Origin of the sequence: Streptomyces odontomachi, assembly GCF_024435355.1 — a bacterium.
In the GTDB taxonomy this organism is placed as follows: domain Bacteria; phylum Actinomycetota; class Actinomycetes; order Streptomycetales; family Streptomycetaceae; genus Streptomyces; species Streptomyces odontomachi.
On record NZ_JAMJWG010000017.1, the window covers coordinates 234,421 to 253,533 of the forward strand.

Here is a 19,113-nt window from a genome sequence, read left to right on the forward strand (position 1 = left end):
GTCGCCCCTGCTGCCTCACCACATGCGCCCCCCGGCCCGCTTCGCCACCCCCCCACAGCGTGCACTCTCGCATAGGCACTCGAAGCGATCAAGCGGCAACAGACAATTGTCGCCGCTTGTCAAAGACGGTCGTCGCCCGGCGGTCGCGGGGTGCTCGAAGCGGCCGGTTCCCCGACGTCAGACACCGGATCGTCGGGCAGTTCGGCCGCCCCGGCGAGCCAGCGTCTGAGGAGCTCCTTCCGCACCTTCCCGAAGGAGTTGCGCGGCAACCGGTGCACGGTCTCCAGACGGCTCGGCCAGTACCACTCCGTCATGCCGATGCTCCTGAGGTGAGCGTGCACCGCCGGCAGGTCGAGGGGCTCTCCCTCCTGCACGGTGACCGCGCAGGCGAGTTCGGTGCCGGCGGCGTCGAGGTAGCCGACGACGGCGGCGTCCTTGATGCCGGCGTGCTCCAGCAGGGCACGTTCGACGTCGAGGACCGGGATCATGAACTTGCTGCCGACGCGGTCGGCGGCCCTGCCGACGATGCGGATGCCACCGCGGCCGTCCGGGACGGTCAGGTCGCCCGTGTCGAACCAGCCGTCGTCGTGGTCGGCGACGATGCGCACCTCGCCGGTGTCACGCCCCACCGTCGCGAGGCAGACCGAACCGCCGCGAACGTGCAGCCGACCGGGCCGCTCGTCGCTGACCTCCGCATCGGACCGGTGGTCGAGCTCGATCCCCGGCGCGGGCCTGCCGGCACTGTGCAGGGCCCAGTCCGGCGGGTCGTCGGCCCTGGTGTAGGTGCCGCTCGCCTCGGTCATGCCCCAGATCGCCCGGACGGGCAGGCCGAACATCTCCGCGACGCCGTCCAGCAGCTCCGAACCGACCGCGACGCCGGGTGCCATCACGGCCCTCAGCGCGGGCAGCGGCACGGCGCGCCGACGGGCTTCGGCGACCAGGCCGGACAGGAACGTGGGGGCCGCCGCCAGCAGGCTGCACCGTGACTCGGCCATCAGGTCGAGCGCCGCACGCGGCTCCCAGACGTCCATCAGGACCGCGGCGCCACCGGTGAGCACCGGCAGACCGATGCCGCCCCACAGGCCGGCGCTGTGCGTCAGCGAGTGCGGGGTGAAATACGCGTCCCGCGGTCCGTACCCCTCGGAGACGACATAGGGACGGCACGTGGAGTAGTGGATGTTGAGGGTGTGGAGCGCGGCCTTCGGCTCACCCGTGGTGCCGGACGTGAACAGCACCAGGGCGACGCGGTCCGGGTCCACGGGGTCGTCCTGCGCCGGGTGGGTCCGCTCCCAGGGAGCGCCCTCGACGTGCCGGAAGAAGTCGATATCGCCCTCGGCGACGTGCCGTCCGAGCACCACCCTGTGGTGCAGATCCGGCAGGCGGGGAGCGATCTCCGCCAGGGCCGCCGCGTGCGCGAAGCCGTCCCAGCGGTCCGGTACCACACACATGGTGGCCCGCAGCCGGCGCAGGACGCGCTCCAGCTCCCGGGGCCGCAGGGTCGGTGTCATGGGTGCGATGGCGGCACCCACCCGGAGGCACGCGAGCAGCAACGCGCCGGCCTGCCACCAGTTCGGCAGCTGTACGGCCACCACCTGCCCGTGACCGACGCCCAGCGCACGCAACGCACCGGCACAGCGGTTCACGTACCGGCCGTACTCCGCGTAGGTCAGCCGTGTCGTCGTCCCTGTCGCGGCGGTGTGGGCGTAGACGGCCGGGGCGTCAGGAGTGGTGCTGCGCCAATGGTCCAGGTCCGCGAGGTAGTGGCTGTCGCGCCAGATGCCCGCGGCGCGGAAGCGGCGGGCCGCCGCAGCGGGAGGACGGAGGGTGAGGAACGAATCCGCCGCTTTGGGCGCTAAGTGCTCCATCGCGCGAACGTAACACAGGGTGTGCGGCCCGAAATGCCGGACGGGAGCCCGGACCGGCTGACGGGGAGCCGGTCCGAGCCGCACCTGCCTGCGCTCTCACCGCCGGGGGCTCTTGCGCACCGGCCGGGAACGCGATGTCGGTCAGGTCGACCCGTGGGGTGACCTGACCGACCGGGCGGGTTGCCGCGGGGGCGCGTACTCAGCCCCTGGCGAGGAGTTCGAGCGTGTCGATCACGCGGTTCGAGAAGCCCCACTCGTTGTCGTACCAGGCGACCACCTTGACGTGCCGGCCGTCGACGCGGGTGAGCAGCGAGTCGAAGATGGACGAGGCCGGGTTGCCCGTGATGTCGGACGACACGAGCGGGTCCTCGGAGTACTCGAGGACGCCGGCGAGCGGGCCCTGCGCCGCGGTCCGGTAGGCCGCCAGCACGTCGTCACGGGTGACGTCGCGGGTGACGGTGGTGTTGAGCTCGACGATCGAACCGACCGGGACCGGCACGCGGATCGAGTCGCCGGACAGCTTGCCGGCCAGCTTCGGCAGCACCAGGCCGATCGCCTTGGCGGCACCCGTCGTGGTCGGCGCGATGTTGATCGCGGCGTTGCGGGCGCGGCGGGGGTCGCGGTGCGGACCGTCCTGGAGGTTCTGCTCCTGCGTGTAGGCGTGCACCGTCGTCATGAAGCCGTGCTCGATCCCGGCGAGGTCGTCGAGGACCGACGCCAGCGGCGCGAGCGCGTTGGTGGTGCAGGAGGCGTTGGAGACGATCGTGTGCTCGCCCGGCTTGTACTGGTCGGTGTTGACGCCGTACGCGAGGGTGACGTCGGCGCCGGCCGACGGCGCACCGACGAGCACCTTGCTCGCGCCCGCGTCGAGGTGCGCACGGGCGGCATCCGCCGAGGTGAAGCGGCCCGTGGCCTCCAGCACGATGTCGACGCCGAGCGCCTTCCAGGGCAGCTGCGCCGGCTCGCGCTCGGCGAGCACCTTGATGCGGTGACCGTCCACGACGAGGGTGTCGTCCTCGACGGTCACCGGGCGGCCGAGCCGTCCGGCCGTCGAGTCGAAGGCGAGCAGCCGCGCGAGGGCCGCGGGCTCCGTCAGGTCGTTGACGGCGACGATCTCGAGTTCGCTCTCGCGCTCGAGCAGCGCGCGCAGTACATTGCGTCCGATGCGGCCGAAGCCGTTGATGGCAATACGAGTCATGTGTGATGTCCCTTCGGTTCGTCGCAAGGCTCGCATGCCGCATTCGGCTCTGCCAGAAGGGCAATCGCCAAGATCCGCAAGGATCGCGACACCCCGGCGGGAAGCTATTCGCCCCGGGCGAACGTGCGCCGGTAGTCGCTGGGCGTGGTGCCGAGGATCCGCTGGAAATGCAGCCGCAGATTGGCTCCGGTACCCAGGCCGACGTCGGCGGCGATCTGCTCGATGCTCAGCTCCGAGCACTCCAGCAGTTCGCGTGCGGCGTCGATGCGGGCGCGCTTGACCCATTGCAGCGGGGTGTATCCGGTCTCCTTGACGAAGCGCCGCGAGAAGGTGCGCGGTGACACCGCGGCGTGCCGGGCCAGCGCCTCCAGGGTGAGGGGCTCACCGAGGCGGTGTAAGGCCCACTCGCGGGTCGCTGCGAACCGCTCGCCGAGCGGTTCCGGCACGCTGCGCGGCACGTACTGCGCCTGTCCGCCGCTGCGATAGGGGGCGGCGACCAGACGCCGGGCCGCGTGGTTGGAGGCGGCCACCCCGAGGTCGCCGCGCAGGATGTGCAGGCACAGGTCGACGCCGGAGGCGGCGCCCGCCGACGTCAGCACGCTGCCCTCGTCGACGAACAGCACGTTCTCGTCGACCCGCAGACGCGGGTGTCTGCGGGCGAGCGCCCGGGTGTAGTGCCAGTGCGTCGTGGCGCGCTTGCCGTCCAGCAGGCCTGTGGCGGCCAGCGCGAAGGCGCCGGTCGAGATGGCGGCGAGCCGGGCGCCCCGGTCGTGGGCGGCGATCAACGCGTCGACGACGGACTGCGGGGCGTCCTCGCGGTCCGGGGAACGGTAGCCGGGGATGAAGACGAGGTCGGCCCACGCGAGCGCGTCCAAGCCGTGCGAGACGTGGTACGACAGGCCGTCGCTGCCCGTCACGAGACCCGGCGCCGCGCCGCACACCCGCACCTCGTAGGGCATGCTGGCGCGGGTGGTGAATACCTGGGCGGGAATGCCGACATCGAGCGGCTTCGCACCCTCAAGCACCAGGACGGCGACGCGGCGCAGGTTCGAGGCTGGCACGGGGAAGAGGCTACGCGCCCATGCGGCTGCCCGGCGCTTTTTGCGCGACGGCTTCGTGGTGGCGCCCATCTGGGCGGTCAGGGTCGTGTCAGGGAGATATCAGCTGCCGTTGCCAGAATCGATGTGCCACAGCGTCCACGCGGTAGCGCGAATCCTCCCGATCCTCCCGACGGTCTGGTGACGGGCATCGGCGATGGCATGCCGGCCCGGTGTGACGGCCACCGGCCGCGTCGGCCCGTGGATTGCTCGGCATCGCCGATAGCCGGCGGGCGGCGGCCGGTGCGGTGGGTCGCGCGGGCGGGGAACGAGGCTCGGACAGTCCCTGGAAAACGAGAGGCCAAGGCCATACCGATGGAATGTTTCTTGATGATGTATGTGAACGCGGTGGAACCCGAGGGAAGTTGATCGACGGAGCAACCGGGCAGCGGAATGCAGGGTCGTTTACGTCATGCGTCGTGAGCGGGGCCGTCAATTCCGTATGGGGCCGGTAATTCCGTATGGGGACTCGGACTGAAGGTGACCATCCGGTTTTTTCTGCGGAACGTCAGATCGGTTCCGGTCGTGAACATGGAGAGCATCAACAGATGGTTGGAGGTAGCAAGTAGATAGTTGGGGGTAGCAGGTTTTGCTTGACAAGTCGCGCGGCCGGTTCATACCCTTCCACGTGAACTAAGGCCCAGACCAGCGGACCGATTCCGAAGCGAAGTGCGTGAACTGCTGAGGGCCTTCGGCGGGCGGGGTGCGGAACAGTGGAATCCGCATTCGACGCCACACGTGCCATGCGGCGGTACCGCCGAATCCGCGCTATCGCCGAGTGAATACAACCCTCCAGTTTGTTATACGTCCGAGTATCAAGCTGCCCAGGCCAAGGCGAAACCCGCCATCACACCCGACAGTGGGCCGGAAACGGCCGTAGGGAACGCTGCGTCGAGCCCACCTGCCCCTGGTGAACCCGTAGAATCCTCGTGTCGAAGAGCGCGCCGACACGTGAACACGACCGACCGACATACCGGCGCAAAGTTCTTCGCGACCACCGTTGAACAGTGACGTAAGGGGAGTCGACGTGAGTCAAGGCACGAGCCAGCAGGGCGATCCCGCGGCGAAGCAAGCGGCTGCTGCGGGCCCTTGGTGGGCTGGGTGTGGTCGACAGATCGTGCTTCTCATTCTTGCTCAAGCGCTGTATCTCTGCTCGTTAAGCGTGGACCTCACCCTCAGCGGGCTCGCCGGCTACAAGCTCGCACCCAGCCCCGACTTAGCAACGGTTCCCTTTGCCCTGATTACCGTGGGCTCTGCATTCACCACCGGTCTGACCTCGGCGTTCATGGCACGCTACGGGCGAAGGGCCGGTTTTCTTGTGGGTACCGGTGTGGCCACGATCGGAGGCCTGGTCTCCGTACTCGCTATTGACCGCCATTCGTTCACTCTGTTTTGCTTCGGTGCGTTGTGCATCGGCATCTACCAGGGATGCGCCGGATACTACCGCTACACCGCCGCAGACCAGGTGGCGGCCGAATACAAGGCACGGGCGATCTCTACCGTCCTGACCGGTGGAATCGCGGCGGCCATCGCGGGTCCCTTCATCGCGACGGCACTGATGAACGTGACGTCGCACGAGTACGAAGGCTCGTACATCCTTGTCAGTGTCCTTTCCGTCGCCACGATGGGCATCGTGGCCTTCTTCAAAGACACCAGCACCGGAACCGGGCCCAAGCCCGCGGGTGAGAAGCCGGCCAGCAAGCTGCCGTACTCCGCGATCGTCCGCCAGCCCGGATTCGCCACCGGTGCGTTCGGCGCAGCCGTCGGCTATTTCTCCATGATGGTCATCATGACCGTCGGGCCCATCGCAGCTGCGCAGCACGGCCACAGCGCCGGTGAGCGCACCACGATGATTCAGCTCCACATGGTCGGAATGTATGCGCCGGCGCTCGCGGCCGGCTTCCTCATCCGGACCCTCGGTGTTCGCTGGCTGCAAATGCTGGGGACCGCGGCAGGCATCCTGGGCGTCATCATCGGCGCCTCCGGCATGGGGCAGGCGAACTTCATCGTGGCACTCAGCTTCGTGGGTGTCTCGTGGAGCCTGCTGTACATCTCGGGATCCAGCCTGATCGCGACGTCCTACCAGCCGAAGGACAAGGCGCGAAGCCAGGCGTTCGGAGAGGCGCTCATCATGTCCGCTTCGGCGATCGGGGGGCTCAGCGCAGCTTCACTGCTGGAAAATCTCGGTTGGACAAACCTCAACGTGATCATGTTGGTGCTGCTCATCGGCTGCGGCATCGTGACGGTGGCTCACGTGGTGCGACACAGGCCGGTGGCCGACGCCACATCCGGCTGATCGCCGGCGCGCACACGGTGCGACCAGCACGGTGACCATGCAAGCAGCCCACCGCATTCAACCATTCCCACTGACCGGCGCCGCGAACAAATGACAGGCACGTAAACCTGCGAGGGGACACGTGTGTCCCCAAACGGCCCGTAAGAAAACCTGCGACGGGACACGTGTGTCCCTGAACGGCCGGCAAGGCTTGCCCGGATCAGGGAGGCACCTCTGGTGGAATATGAGAAATGGGGGGCTCATGGACAACGTGCAGACGGCTCAAGAAGTCCTGCGATTCATCTTTCGTAACCGACGACTACTTGACCCCGGATCACCGTGTGCGGAAGAGCCGTGCGAGCAGTGTTTCGCACCGCACTTAACGAAGATCGAGAACTTCATCACCCGTGGAGTTCCGATTCATTTCGTCATCCTGGCCTTCCCGTCGAAGTCGCCGAACCGCACCAAGGTCCTCGGGCCACTGCCCGACCACGCCGAGTGGGCGTCCGTGGAGTTCCTCCAGTCCATCTGCGAGCAGCTCAGCTACTACCACGAGCCCGGCGCCAAGGTCACCATCTGTTCCGACGGCCATGTGTTCGCCGGGGCGGTCGGCATCACGGACGACCAGGCGACGGCCTACCGCGACGAGATGGGCGCGATCGTGGCGGCCACCGGAGCCGAGTCCATCGACTTCTTCGGGCTCTCCGACGGCTTCAAGAGCTCCAACTTCGAAGGCATGCGCGCGACACTGCTGCGTGACTACGCCGAGCCGATGGACGTGCTGAAGAAGCGGCTGACCGGAGAGGAGAGCGGCCAGGCGCTGTTCAACGGAATCCACCGCTTCCTGTTCGAGGACGGCGTCGCCATGCAGCCGACACTGAGCCGGAACCGGGTGCGGGAGGACACCAAACGGGACACCTACACCGTCGTCCAGAGCAGCAACGCCTGGAGCCGGATGGTCGCGGAATGGTTCCCGGAAGCCGTACGCCTGTCGATCCACCCGCAGCCCGCACACTCGGCGAAGCTCGGTTTCCGGTTGCTGAAGACCCAGGACACCTGGCTGACGCCCTGGCACGGTGTCGCCCTCGAATCCGCCGACGGGCTCGTCCTCGTGAAGAAGTTCCAGGCTGAGCGTGCGCAGGCCCGGCTGGTGTGGAGAAACGATCGTCCTAGCCATTACGTCGCACCGCATCTGACCCTGAAGGAGATCGCGCGATGACCAGCCCACTGGATGTCTTCGGGAAGCTGACCGTCGAACCCGTCGAGCCCTTCGGCCTCATGGTGCGGCCGACCGAACCCGGCATCTCCATCACCGACGTGCCCCCGCACACGCTGGCGCGCTGGTGCGGCGAGGCGAAGGTGCTGGTCCTGCGTGACTTCGAGCCGCTCGACAAGGAGTCCTTCCTCGGCTACGCGCAGTCATGGGGACAGCTGCTGGAGTGGCCGTTCGGGTACGTGCTCGACCTTCAGGTGCACGAGGACCCCGGCAACTACCTGTTCACTCCCGGACCCGTGCCGTACCACTGGGACGGGGCGTTCGCCGCCAAGGTGCCCTCGTACATGTTCTTCCACTGCCGGCAGGCACCGACCAGGGGCAGCGGCGGCGCCACCACCTTCTGCGACACCACACGCGTGCTGGAGCAGGCACCGGACGAGGTGGTGACGCGGTGGAAGGACACGCAGGTCCGCTACGTGACGGAGAAGGTCGCGCACTACGGCGGAGACGTGACCACCCCGCTCAGCTCCCTGCACCCGATCACACGCGAGCGGGTCATCCGCTTCGCCGAACCGCTGGACCCGGCCGAGTACAAGAATCCGGTGTCCGTCGAGATTCCCGGTCTGGACAAGGAATCCCAGGAAGCGCTCATCAGCGATCTGCAACAGCGGCTGTACGAGCCGGACGCCATGTACGCGCACGAATGGGCCGACGGTGACTTCGTACTGGCCGACAACCACACCGTTCTGCACGGTCGACAGGCCTTCCACGCGGACTCGCCACGGCACATCCAGCGCATTCACATTCTCTAGGAATGCACGCCGTGTTTCCCCGGCCCAGCTCGCCCCAAAGGGCCCCTTTCCCGACCCCTCCGTCACGTGAGCCGCACTCTTGACACGGTAGGAGAAACAACGTGAGTAAAGTCGACCAGCCGGACTATGACGTCGTGATCATGGGTGGGGGCCCCGCGGGTTCGACGCTCGGCGCGCTGCTTGCCGGTCGTCACGGACGCAAGGTCGCGATCTTCGAGAAGGAGCGGTTCCCGCGCGAGCACATCGGAGAGTCCTTCGCCCACCCGATCATCCCGGTCCTCGAAGAGAGCGGCGCGCTGGCCAAGGTTCTCGCCAGCGACTGCTGGGTCAAGAAGTACGGCGGCATCTTCAAGTGGGACGAGGGTGATCCGTCGACGGCGTTCTTCGACCACGCCAACTGGCTCGACGACGGTGTCCACCGCTGGGCCATGCACGTGGACCGTGCGGAGTTCGACCACATACTGCTGCGGCACGCCGCCGACTGCGGGGTCGACGTCTTCGAGGAGTCGACGGTCGACGCCTTCAGCGCCGGGCCCGAGCACAGCACGATCACGCTCAAGGACGGGCGGACCGTCACCACCAGGCTCTTCGCCGACGCCTCCGGCAGGCGCAACCCCATCACCACGGGCGGCAAGCGCGCCTGGCTCTCGAGCTATCGCAACCTCGCGATCTGGCAGCACTTCATCGGCTGCCGGACCGTCCAGGACCTGGACGAACCCTGGAACGTGTTCCACCCCTCCAACATCTCCGCCATCGGCTGCTTCGCCTTCAAGGACGGCTGGTGCTGGTTCATCCCGATCCGCAAGATGATCGACGGCGAGCGCAAGACGGTGCACTCCGTCGGCATCGTCACCAGCCCGGAAGTCCTCAAGGAGACCGACTACACCGACCCCGAGGTCTTCCTCGCAGCGGTCCGGAACGTTCCGCTGCTCAGCGAACTCGTCCAGGACGCCGAGCCGGTCAAGGAGAAGATGTCGACGGCGACCAACTACTCGATGATCAACGACCAGTTTGCCGACTTCGACGAACGGTGGATGCTGGTCGGTGACAGCTCGTACTTCGTCGACCCGCTCTTCTCGTCCGGCGTGGCCTTCGCCGTGGCCCAGGCATCCGCGGCGGCGCTGGTCATGAACACCACGCTCGACGGACGCCTGCCGGACACGGAGGCCAGGGACCTCTGGCTCGACTACGACCGCGGCTGGCACGGCATGGCGGAAACCTATGCGCTCTCGATCGACCAGTGGTACCACGACATCGCCAAGAACCACCCGGACGGGATCTACTGGCGCACCCGCGGCACGGCCATCGACCTCGACCTGCGGGAGCGGTCCTTCCAGGCCCTGCTCAACACGGCCTTCACGCCCGACCTCCTCCAGGTGCTGACCCGCGGCACCCGACGCAGGTCGGACCTGTCGCCCGAGGGGAACTTCCGGCGGGCCGAAGTCCTCGCCGATCCCGGAGACGTGGCACCGGAGCAGCTCGTCCGCCTCGCACCGGGCGCACGGATGCGGGACTCCGTCGCGCTCGACGTGCCCGGGTTCAAGGCGTTCATCCCGCCGCCGCCGTTCGAGATCCCGGAGGAAGCCAAGCCGGCGGTCTCCGAGTACTGGCGCAACGTCATAGCCCACCAGGAATCCGTGCCGCCCCCGCACGGGACACCCGTTCCATGCCAGCGGTTCTACCTCGACGGCGCGCCACCCGAGGAGCATGTGGCCGGCATCAACGAGCGCGACGGCAGCGCCGACCTGTGGAAGCTCCTGGAGACCGGCCCGATCAGCTACCAGGAACTGGCGGGCGGGGTGAGCGAGGCGACACTCGGCGTGCTGCGCCGGCTGCTGCGGGCGGGCATCGTCGTGGTGGACGGGCAGCCGGAGCAGGCGGGCGATCCCGAGAAGACCGAGGTGCCCGGATGAGCGCCTCGGAGGCCATCAGCGGATGGCGGGAGATCGTCGGCGAGGAGCACATCGCCAGCGGGGCGGCGCTCGCCGACCTGGAAGCCAACGTCTCGGCGTTCCCGGCCCGCACCGTCGTCGCTGTGGTGCGGCCCGGGGACCCGGGCGAGGTCGAGGAGATCGTCCGGATCGCCCGCGCGCACCGGGTGCCGCTCTACCCGATCAGCACCGGACGCAACTGGGGCCTCGGCTCGCGCCAGCCCGTCCAGGACGGCTGCGCGATCGTGGACCTCTCCCGGCTCAACCGGATCCGCGAGGTCGACGAGTCGGCCCGCTACGCCATCGTGGAGCCGGGCGTCACCCAGGCTCAGCTGGCCGCCTACCTGGAGAAACACGCCCCGACCACCGCGCTCAACGTCACCGGCTCCTCACCGAACTCGTCCGTCCTGGGCAATCTGCTCGAACGCGGCACCGGATTCCGGCGGCACCGCACCGAGGAGGTGCGAGGACTCGAGGTGGTCCTCGGCACCGGGCAGCTGATGCGTACGGGGCTCTGGGCGGGCGACGGGCCACGGCAGCTCCACCACTACCGCACCGGTCTCGGCCCGAACCTGGACGCCCTGTTCACCCAGTCGAACCTGGGCATCGTCACGGCGGCGGTCGTCGATCTCGTGCCGCGCCGCGACGACCTGAGGATGCTCATGCTGAGCTTCCCCGACCACCACCTCGCCGACGTGGTCGACGGCGTACGGAAGCTGTTCGTGCAGGGCACCCTCCGTTCCCTCGTGCACATCTTCAACGACAAGCGCATCCTGGCCATGACGAACAGCCACGAGGTCACCACCTGGACCGGCCTCGTCGCCGTGGACGGCACCTCCGCCCAGGTCGACCTGGCCGTGGCGGAAGCGCGCAGCGTCCTCGAAAGCGGGAAGGGCGCCGAGGTGACCGTGGTCGATCAGGCCATGGCCACGGGCGCGAACGCGGATCAACTGATCAGCGGCCTCTTCTCGGTGCACTCGGGAAAGCCGTCCACGGCCTTCCTCGAGGGCATGTTCCGCTCGGTGCCGGGGATGGAGCCGCCGGAGGACCTGGACGATGCGGACAACACCGCTCTGGGCTACCTCGCCTGCATGCCCGTGGTGGCCGTCGAGGGGCGGACCGCCCGCGAACTGGTCGACCTCGTCGAGGAGATCTGCACCGCTCACGACATCTTCCCGGCCGTCGCGGTCAACCCCACGGGAGCGGACTACGCGGAAGTCGTGGTCAACCTCTACTTCGACCGCACCGATGCGGCGGAGACCGCTGCCGCGCATTCCTGCAACCGCGAACTCCACCGGCGCCTCTACGAGAACGGCTTCCGTTTCTACCGTGTCGACATCGAGAACATGCCCTATCTGACGGATGTCGACAGCGGTCCCTGGGCCGCCGTTCAACTGATCAAATCGGCTTTCGACCCCGACCACATTCTGGCTCCGGGACGCTACTGCCCTTCCTGATCACCTCATCCTGATCACCCCATTCTGCTCACCTCATCCCTATCCCTTCATCTCTTCATCTCTTCATTGGCGCACAGGGCCGGAGGACGGACCGGTGCGGGAGATTGCCGACGCAAGCGAGAGGGTGGATCGATGCTCTTTTCAGTGACGTTCCATGGCCAGATGGCGGATCCGGCAGATGAACACGAGATCCTTCGTCACTGTGTCGACCAGGCCGTGCTCGCTGACCAGGTCGGCTTCGACCGGGTGTGGGCGGTCGAGCACCACGGGCTGCAATGGTGCTCGCACATGAGCGCCCCGGAAGTGTTCCTGGCGACGGTCGCCGCGCGCACCAGCCGCATCCGCATCGGCCACGGTGTGGTGTGCCTGCCCTTCGCCTTCAACCACCCGGTGCGGGCGGCGGAGCGTGCGGCGATGCTCGACGTGTTGTCCGACGGCCGGCTCGACCTCGGAGTCGGCCGCGGAGCGACCGAGGTGGAGACGTCGCTCTTCGGGGTGGATCCGGAACGCACCTATGCGGAGCTCGACGAGGGGCTGCGGATCATCGCGTCCGCGTGGCGGGACGACGCCCTCGAATGGCACGGCCCCCTGCTGGACGTCGGCCCGCGCCGGCTGGTGCCCCAACCGGTGCAGCTGCCGCACCCACCGCTGTTCCTGGCCTGTAGCCGCCAGGAGACGGTGGAGCTGGCGGCCGAATACGGCATCGGCGCGCTCGTGATGGGGTTCGGCGGCGTCGAAGAGGTGCGCAAGCTCCGCAAGGTGTACGACGACGCGATCGCCTCGCGCTCCACCGAACGGCTGGTCTCCACGGAGGTCAACGATCACCTGGCGGCGCTCTGCCCGACGGTCGTGCTCGAGGACGGGCAGCGTGCGCTCGAGATCGGGCTACGCGGCCAGCGGTTCTTCGCCCAGGCGATCGGCCACTACTACATGGGGCGGCCACGGCCGGACGAGTCGATCGACCCGGTGACCCGGCAACCCGGCCGCCCGGACCTCGACGCCGACCAGACACGCGCCATGGACCGTGCACGCGACGCCCAGGTCGCCTTCCTCAACGAGGCCCGCATTCCGGCGGACCCGACCACGCTCGGCGTCTTCAACACCGAGCACGCCTACGGAACCCCGGACCAGGCCATCCGCTATGTCGAGCAGCTCCAGGAGGCCGGCGCCGACGAGGTGATCTGCCTCGTCCAGATGGGGACCGTGCCGCCCGAGGCAAGCCTGGAGACCATTCGCATGTGGGGCGAGCACGTCATTCCGCACTTCCGCCGCTGAATTCCGCTCCCCGCCAAGTCATTCGACTCGACCTGTTACACCTTCCGCAGCAAAAGGAGTGCGCCATGGCAAGCAAGGACTTCGACATCCGGCTGTCATCCGGGAACGTGCGCGTCAGGCGCTGGGGAAGTGAGGACAGGCCGCCGGTCTTCGGGGTCTCCGGCCTGACCGCCAACCTCGTGTGCTTCGAGCCACTGGGTGCGGCGCTCGAGGAAGCGGGCTTCCAGCTGCTCGCGCACGACATGCGCGGCCGCGGCGTCAGCGACAACACGGCGCCGGGCAGCTACGGGTGGCCGTCGCACGCCCGCGACATCCTCGCGATAGCGGACGAGCTGGGCATCGAGCAGTTCGACTACATCGGCTGGTCGACCGGGAGCCTCATCGGGCTCCACATCAACCGGATGGCCCCGGGCCGGCTCCGCCGGCTCGTGCTGCTCGACCAGGTCGCCGCCGCTCCGCCCGGCGTCCAGGAGGTCGCAGGGGCGGTGATCGACCGGCTGGGCGAGACCGTCCCGTCGCTTCCCGGGTACATCGAGGCCGTGCGGAACATGGGCCTGATCAGGCCATGGGCCGATATGTGGGCGACGTACCTGGCCTACGAGATGGAGGAGGTGCCCGGCGGATACCGTTCGCGCACCTCGAAGGAGGCCATCCTCGAGGACTTCGAATGGGACCTCCACCATGACGGGCGTGACCTCTGGACCGATGTGCGCTGCCCGATCCTGCTGGTGCGCGGCATGCAGTCACTGACCCCGACGAGCGGTCTCGTGGTCCCCGAGGACATGTTCCAGGACTTCATGAAGGCCCTGCCGGACACCGAGGTCCTCGAACTCGACCACGCACACTACGGAGTCGGCACCAGCCCGAAGACGGGCGCGGCCGTCGTGGAGTTCTTCTCCCGTCCGTAGCCGCGCGGCCGAGACGAAAACCAGTACCCGGGCCGGTGAATCGAGGGGGACGCCGATGACGCCGACGGTGACAGTGGTGGGGATCGGCGGGTCGCTCCGGTCCGGCTCGACAGCGGAACGCGCACTGCGCACGGTGCTGGCCGAGGCGGCCCGGCGCGGGGCCGCAACCCGCCTGATCGCGGGCCCCGACCTGCTGATGCCGCTCTACGACCCGCGGGAGCCGGTCCGTTCCCCGCAGGCGGTCCGGCTGCTCTCCGAGATCGCTGCGGCGGACGGGCTCGTCCTGGCCAGTCCCGCTTATCACGGGAGCGTCTCCGGGCTGGTGAAGAACGCCCTCGATCACGTCGAGGAGTTGCGTGCGGACGTCCGCCCGTACTTCACCGGCCGCGCCGTCGGCTGTGTCGCCGTCGGCCAGGGCTGGCAGGGCGCGGTGGCCACGCTGGCGGCGCTGCGCGACACCGTTTTCGCGTTGCGCGGCTGGCCCACTCCGCTCGGGGTGGCGCTGAACACCGCCGAGGTGGGTTTCAAGCCGGGCGGGCGGTGCACCGACGACCGTGTGCAGGCCCAGCTGGAGACCGTGGCGGGGCAGGTGGTGGAGTTCGCCCGCATGCGCCTGGACGCGACTCGACCGCCACCACCTGGGGACCTTCCTGCCGGAGCCGGAGCCGGAGCCGGAGCTCGTGCCGAACTCGACGTGGGACGACTGCCGTGATCAATCCTGTTTCCCAACCTGTTTCCCAAGATTCCCACGCGCCCGGCGGGCGGGCCGCGCACCCGGGCACGCGCGCGGACCACGGGCTGTGGCTGCGGCGCTACCACCCGGTTCCCGGTGCGGCGGTGCGGCTGGTGTGCTGCCCGCATTCGGGTGGCTCCGCCAGCTACTACCAGCCGCTCTCCGCGGCCCTGTCGCCGACCGTGGAGGCCATCGCGGTGCAGTACCCCGGCCATCAGGACCGCCGCGCCGAACCCCTGGTCGGCGACCTGCGGGAACTTGCCGCCCGGCTGGTCGAGGTGCTCGCCGAAGAACCGGGTCCGCTGGCCCTCTTCGGCCACAGCATGGGCGCGATGCTCGCGTTCGAGGCGGCACGACAGCTCGAAGCCGGCGGCCGGGAGATCGCCGCCCTGTTCGTGTCCAGCCATCGGGCGCCCGCCGTGCACCGCGACGAAGGGCTGCACCGCACCAGCGACGCCGACCTGCTGCACGAGGTGCGCAGACTGAGCGGCACCGACCTCGACCTACTCGACGACGACGACATCGTGCAGATGGTGCTCCCGGTGATTCGCAACGACACCCGGGCGGTCGAGACCTACCGCCATGACGCCGCGAACGACCCGGTCCTGGGCTGCCCGATCACCGCACTCATGGGCACCAGTGACCCCAGGGTCACCCTGACGGAGGCCGACCGGTGGCGGGCACACACGTCGGGCCGGTTCGCCCTGCACACCTTCCCGGGCGGCCACTTCTACCTGAACGTGCACACGGCCGCGCTCGGCCGGCTGATGAGCGCGCGACTCACTGGGGGGCTTGATGAGTGACGCGGACACCTCGCCCGGCGGAACCGACGGGCTCATCGCCGTCATCGGCTACGCCTGCCGGGTACCGAAAGCGTCCGATCCGACCGCCTTGTGGGAGCTGCTGCGCACCGGAGCCAGCGGGATCACCGAGATCCCCGACAGCCGGCCGGAACTGGCCACGCTCAGCCGGGCGGCCGTGCGCCACCCGGCCCTGCGCTTCGGCGGTTTCCTCGACGACGTCGCCGGCTTCGACGCGGACTTCTTCGCGACCTCGCCGCGTGAGGCCGCGGCCATGGACCCGCGCCAACGGCTGGTGCTCGAACTCGGCTGGGAGGCCGTCGAGCACGCCGGCATCGTGCCGGGCGCGCTGGCCGGCAGCCCCGCGGCGGTCTTCGTCGGAGCCAGCGGCGACGACTACGCGCGACTGCGACCGGCGAGCGGGCACGCCAACGTCGACCATCTCTCGTTCACCGGGCTCAACAACGGGATGCTCGCCAACCGCCTCTCGTACTTCCTGCGGTTGCGCGGCCCCAGCCTGACGGTCGACACCGCGCAGTCCTCCTCCCTGGTCGCCGTGCACATGGCGTGCGCCGCACTGCGCGGCGGCGAGGCGTCCACGGCCCTGGCCGCCGGTGTGAACCTCAACCTCGCCCCGGAGAGCTGGCTGGCCATGGCCGAGCTCGGCGCACTGTCGCCGGACGGCCGCTGCCACACCTTCGACGCCCGCGCGAACGGGTTCGTGCGCGGCGAGGGCGGCGCGGCGGTCCTGCTCAAGAGGCTGCCCGACGCCCTGGCCGACGGCGACCAGGTACTCGCCGTCATCCGCGGGACCGCCGTCAACAACGACGGCGGCGGCCCGGGCCTGACCGTGCCGGACGCGCAGGCCCAGCAAGAGCTGCTCAGGCTCGCCTACGCCGATGCCGACGTCGATCCGCGCGACATCCAGTACGTGGAGCTCCACGGCACCGGCACCAAGGTGGGGGACCCCGTCGAAGCCGCCGCCCTCGGCGCGGTGCTGGGCGCAGGCCGCACGCCCGCCGACGCGCTGCACGTCGGCTCGATCAAGACGAACATCGGGCACCTGGAGAGTGCCGCCGGAATCGTCGGCCTGGTCAAGGTCGTCGCCTCGATCCGGCACCGGGAGCTACCGCCGAGCATCCACTTCCACGAGGAGAACCCGGCACTGTCCCTGGCCTCGCACCATCTGCGGGTGCGCCAGGAGACCGGAGCATGGCCGCGCCCGGACCGGCCGCTGCTCGCCGGCGTGAGCTCCTTCGGACTCGGCGGGACCAACGCCCACGTCGTCCTCTCGGACTGGCCCGGTGCGGAGCCTGCAACGCCAACCCCTCCTGCCCGGGGCCGGGCCCGGGGCGGCGCCCTGCCCTGGGTCCTTTCCGGTCGAACGCCCGGCGCGCTCCGAGCCCAAGCCGCACGCATGCTGGCCCACGTCGACGCGTACGACGTGGACGCACATGCGGTGGAGGCACACGCGGTGGACGCACACGCCGTGGGCGCGTACGACGTGACGACCGCTGCCGACGTGGGCCATGCGCTGGCCACGTCGCGCACCGCGTTCGAGCACCGTGCGGCCCTGGTCGGCGCCGGGAAGCGGGACTTCGTCGCACAGTTGGAGGCGCTGCGCGACGGGGCGGCAACGGCGCTGACCGGCCGGCCCGTCGAGGGCAAGCTGGCCTTCCTGTTCCCGGGTCAGGGGGCGCAACGCGTCCGTGCGGGGGCGGAGCTGTACGCCCGGTTCCCGGTCTTCGCGGCAGCGTTCGAGACCGTCTGCAACGAGCTGAACCCGCACCTGGACCGCACCGTCGAGTCGATCGCGTTCGCGCCCGAAGGGTCGGCTGACGCGATGCTGCTCGACGAGACCCTCTACACGCAGACGTGCCTGTTCGCTCTCGAAGTCAGCCTGTTCCGACTCTTCGAGGCCTGGGGCATCCGGCCTGACCACCTGCTCGGTCACTCGATCGGCGAGCTCGCGGCGGCGCATGTGGCCGGGGTGTTCTCGCTGGCGGACGCGTGCGCCCTGGTGGCGGCGCGCGGCTCGCTGATGCAGGCCCTGCCCGCGCGGGGCGCGATGGTCTCCCTCCAGGCCGGGGAGGCCGAGGTGCGGGAGTCGATCGGCGGGCACGCCGGTCTGGTGGACATCGCCGCGGTCAACGGACCGATGTCCACGGTGCTCTCCGGCGAGGCGTCGGCGGTGGCCGACATCGCCGCAGGGTGGGCCGGCAAGGGGCGGAGGACCAAGCGACTGAACGTCAGCCACGCCTTCCACTCGCCCGAGATGGAACCCATCCTGGCGGAGTTCGAGCGCGTCGCCGCGGAGCTGACCTACCGGAAACCCACCATCCCGCTGGTCTCCAACCTGACCGGCCGCGTGGTGACGGACGACGTCCTCGGCCCCCGCTACTGGGCACGACACGTGCGAGAGGCGGTCCGCTTCGCCGACGGTGTCGACAGCCTCTACGCGGCGGGCGTGGTCACCTTCGTCGAGCTCGGCCCCGGCGGCGGGCTGTCGGCGATGGCGCGCCTGGGCGCGGAGGAACGGCAGGCGAACGCGTACATCCCCACCCTGTCCGCCCGGCACGGCGAGGCCGAATCCGTCATGGCCGCGGTGGGCCGGTTGCACCTACGAGGCCGATCCCCGGACTGGGACGCTCTCTACGGCGAGTGCAGCCGGGTCGACCTCCCCACGTACCCGTTCCAGAGGGAACGCCACTGGATCGACACCGCCCCTCCGGAGACCCAGGCGGACGACCGACCGCAGTCGGTCACCCAACCGCCACGTGAGACGGCTCCCGATCACCGGCCTGCGGCGGACCACGACATCGACGTGTTGCAGTTGATCCGGTCGACCGCAGCGTCCGTACTGGGACACCGGGACGTGGCCGCGGTGGACCCTGGTCGAGCCTTCAAAGAACTCGGTTTCGACTCCATCATGCTGATGCACCTCCTCGACGGTGTGAACGCCGCCACCGGCCTGGATCTGCCCACCTCCGTGATGTTCGACCACGTCAACGCCGGCGCGCTGGCCCGGTTCGTACGCGCTGCGCTCACCGGGACCGTCGAACCGTCACCAGAGGTGGTTCCGGCGGTGCCGGCCGTGCACGAGCCCCTCGCCATCGTGGGCATGGCCTGCCGGTTCCCGGGCGGGGTGGCCTCGCCCGACGACCTGTGGCAGGTCGTGGTGGACGGCATGGACGTGATCTCGGACTTCCCGGAGGACCGCGGCTGGGACGTGGAGGGCATCTACGACCCGGACCCGGCCAAGCCGGGCAAGACGTACGTACGCGCCGGAGGATTCCTCAAGGACGTTGCCGGTTTCGACGCGGAGTTCTTCGGTATCTCGCCGCGGGAGGCGCTGGCGATGGACCCCCAGCAGCGGTTGCTGCTGGAGACTTCCTGGGAGGCCGTCGAGCACGCGGGCATGGACCCGACCTCGCTGCGCGGCGAGCAGGTGGGGGTCTTCGTCGGGGCGACGACGGACGAGTACGGCTCCGCCCTGCACGAGCCACTCCAAGGATTCGACGGCTACCAGCTGACCGGCAGCACCCC

At 69.1% G+C, this 19,113-nt stretch carries 13 protein-coding genes; 10 read left to right on the forward strand and 3 right to left on the reverse strand.

What is annotated here, in order from left to right; genetic code table 11:
* Nucleotides 1-119: 119 nt before the first annotated feature.
* The 3 genes from NQO67_RS30620 to NQO67_RS30630 form a co-directional block, all read right to left on the reverse strand.
* Nucleotides 120-1,865 (reverse strand): AMP-binding protein, encoded by a 1,746-nt coding sequence (locus NQO67_RS30620; RefSeq protein WP_255953568.1) that lies wholly within the window; start codon nt 1,863-1,865, stop codon nt 120-122.
* Between the two features lie 199 nt (nt 1,866-2,064).
* The gene (gene gap, locus NQO67_RS30625) at nt 2,065-3,063 is read right to left on the reverse strand and encodes a type I glyceraldehyde-3-phosphate dehydrogenase (protein WP_255953569.1); all 999 of its coding nucleotides are present in this window, start codon (nt 3,061-3,063) and stop codon (nt 2,065-2,067) included.
* 104 nt (nt 3,064-3,167) lie between these two features.
* Entirely contained in the window at nt 3,168-4,124 is a 957-nt protein-coding gene (locus NQO67_RS30630) for a GlxA family transcriptional regulator (protein ID WP_255953570.1), read from the reverse strand.
* Nucleotides 4,125-5,187: 1,063 nt separating this feature from the next.
* On the opposite strand from NQO67_RS30630, the gene NQO67_RS30635 reads away from it, so the two are divergent.
* The 10 genes from NQO67_RS30635 to NQO67_RS30680 form a co-directional block, all read left to right on the forward strand.
* Nucleotides 5,188-6,456 carry an MFS transporter gene (locus NQO67_RS30635; protein ID WP_255953571.1) on the forward strand — a complete coding sequence of 423 codons (1,269 nt, stop codon included), beginning with the start codon at nt 5,188-5,190 and terminating at the stop codon, nt 6,454-6,456.
* Between the two features lie 241 nt (nt 6,457-6,697).
* Nucleotides 6,698-7,654, forward strand: a complete 957-nt coding sequence (locus NQO67_RS30640) for an L-tyrosine/L-tryptophan isonitrile synthase family protein (protein WP_255953572.1) — start codon at nt 6,698-6,700, stop codon at nt 7,652-7,654.
* Nucleotides 7,651-8,463 carry a TauD/TfdA dioxygenase family protein gene (locus NQO67_RS30645; RefSeq protein ID WP_255953573.1) on the forward strand — a complete coding sequence of 271 codons (813 nt, stop codon included), beginning with the start codon at nt 7,651-7,653 and terminating at the stop codon, nt 8,461-8,463. Before NQO67_RS30640 ends, NQO67_RS30645 begins: the two co-directional genes overlap by 4 nt.
* A gap of 101 nt (nt 8,464-8,564) precedes the next feature.
* The gene (locus tag NQO67_RS30650; protein ID WP_255953574.1) at nt 8,565-10,376 is read left to right on the forward strand and encodes an NAD(P)/FAD-dependent oxidoreductase; all 1,812 of its coding nucleotides are present in this window, start codon (nt 8,565-8,567) and stop codon (nt 10,374-10,376) included.
* Nucleotides 10,373-11,851 (forward strand): FAD-binding oxidoreductase, encoded by a 1,479-nt coding sequence (locus tag NQO67_RS30655; RefSeq protein WP_255953575.1) that lies wholly within the window; start codon nt 10,373-10,375, stop codon nt 11,849-11,851. Before NQO67_RS30650 ends, NQO67_RS30655 begins: the two co-directional genes overlap by 4 nt.
* A gap of 132 nt (nt 11,852-11,983) precedes the next feature.
* Nucleotides 11,984-13,126 (forward strand): LLM class flavin-dependent oxidoreductase, encoded by a 1,143-nt coding sequence (locus NQO67_RS30660; RefSeq protein WP_255953576.1) that lies wholly within the window; start codon nt 11,984-11,986, stop codon nt 13,124-13,126.
* 65 nt (nt 13,127-13,191) lie between these two features.
* Nucleotides 13,192-14,034 carry an alpha/beta fold hydrolase gene (locus NQO67_RS30665; RefSeq protein ID WP_255953577.1) on the forward strand — a complete coding sequence of 281 codons (843 nt, stop codon included), beginning with the start codon at nt 13,192-13,194 and terminating at the stop codon, nt 14,032-14,034.
* A 55-nt stretch (nt 14,035-14,089) separates the two neighbouring features.
* A complete protein-coding gene (locus NQO67_RS30670) occupies nt 14,090-14,746 on the forward strand; it encodes an NADPH-dependent FMN reductase (protein WP_255953578.1) in 657 nt (218 codons plus the stop codon).
* Nucleotides 14,743-15,570: a thioesterase II family protein gene (locus NQO67_RS30675; RefSeq protein ID WP_255953579.1), complete on the forward strand. Its 828-nt coding sequence runs from the start codon at nt 14,743-14,745 to the stop codon at nt 15,568-15,570. Before NQO67_RS30670 ends, NQO67_RS30675 begins: the two co-directional genes overlap by 4 nt.
* Nucleotides 15,563-19,113 (forward strand): type I polyketide synthase (locus NQO67_RS30680; RefSeq protein ID WP_255953580.1); only part of this gene is annotated, 3,551 nt, incomplete at its 3' end. The genes NQO67_RS30675 and NQO67_RS30680, both read left to right, overlap by 8 nt.

Bases quoted from the DNA above. Each gene is read 5' to 3' on its own strand.
- gap (WP_255953569.1), bottom strand. From the start codon at position 3,063: ATGACTCGTATTGCCATCAACGGCTTCGGCCGCATCGGACGCAATGTA.
- NQO67_RS30660 (WP_255953576.1), top strand. From the start codon at position 11,984: ATGCTCTTTTCAGTGACGTTCCATGGCCAGATGGCGGATCCGGCAGAT.
- NQO67_RS30670 (WP_255953578.1), top strand. From the start codon at position 14,090: ATGACGCCGACGGTGACAGTGGTGGGGATCGGCGGGTCGCTCCGGTCC.
- NQO67_RS30665 (WP_255953577.1), top strand. From the start codon at position 13,192: ATGGCAAGCAAGGACTTCGACATCCGGCTGTCATCCGGGAACGTGCGC.
- NQO67_RS30620 (WP_255953568.1), bottom strand. From the start codon at position 1,865: ATGGAGCACTTAGCGCCCAAAGCGGCGGATTCGTTCCTCACCCTCCGT.
- NQO67_RS30645 (WP_255953573.1), top strand. From the start codon at position 7,651: ATGACCAGCCCACTGGATGTCTTCGGGAAGCTGACCGTCGAACCCGTC.
- NQO67_RS30655 (WP_255953575.1), top strand. From the start codon at position 10,373: ATGAGCGCCTCGGAGGCCATCAGCGGATGGCGGGAGATCGTCGGCGAG.
- NQO67_RS30640 (WP_255953572.1), top strand. From the start codon at position 6,698: ATGGACAACGTGCAGACGGCTCAAGAAGTCCTGCGATTCATCTTTCGT.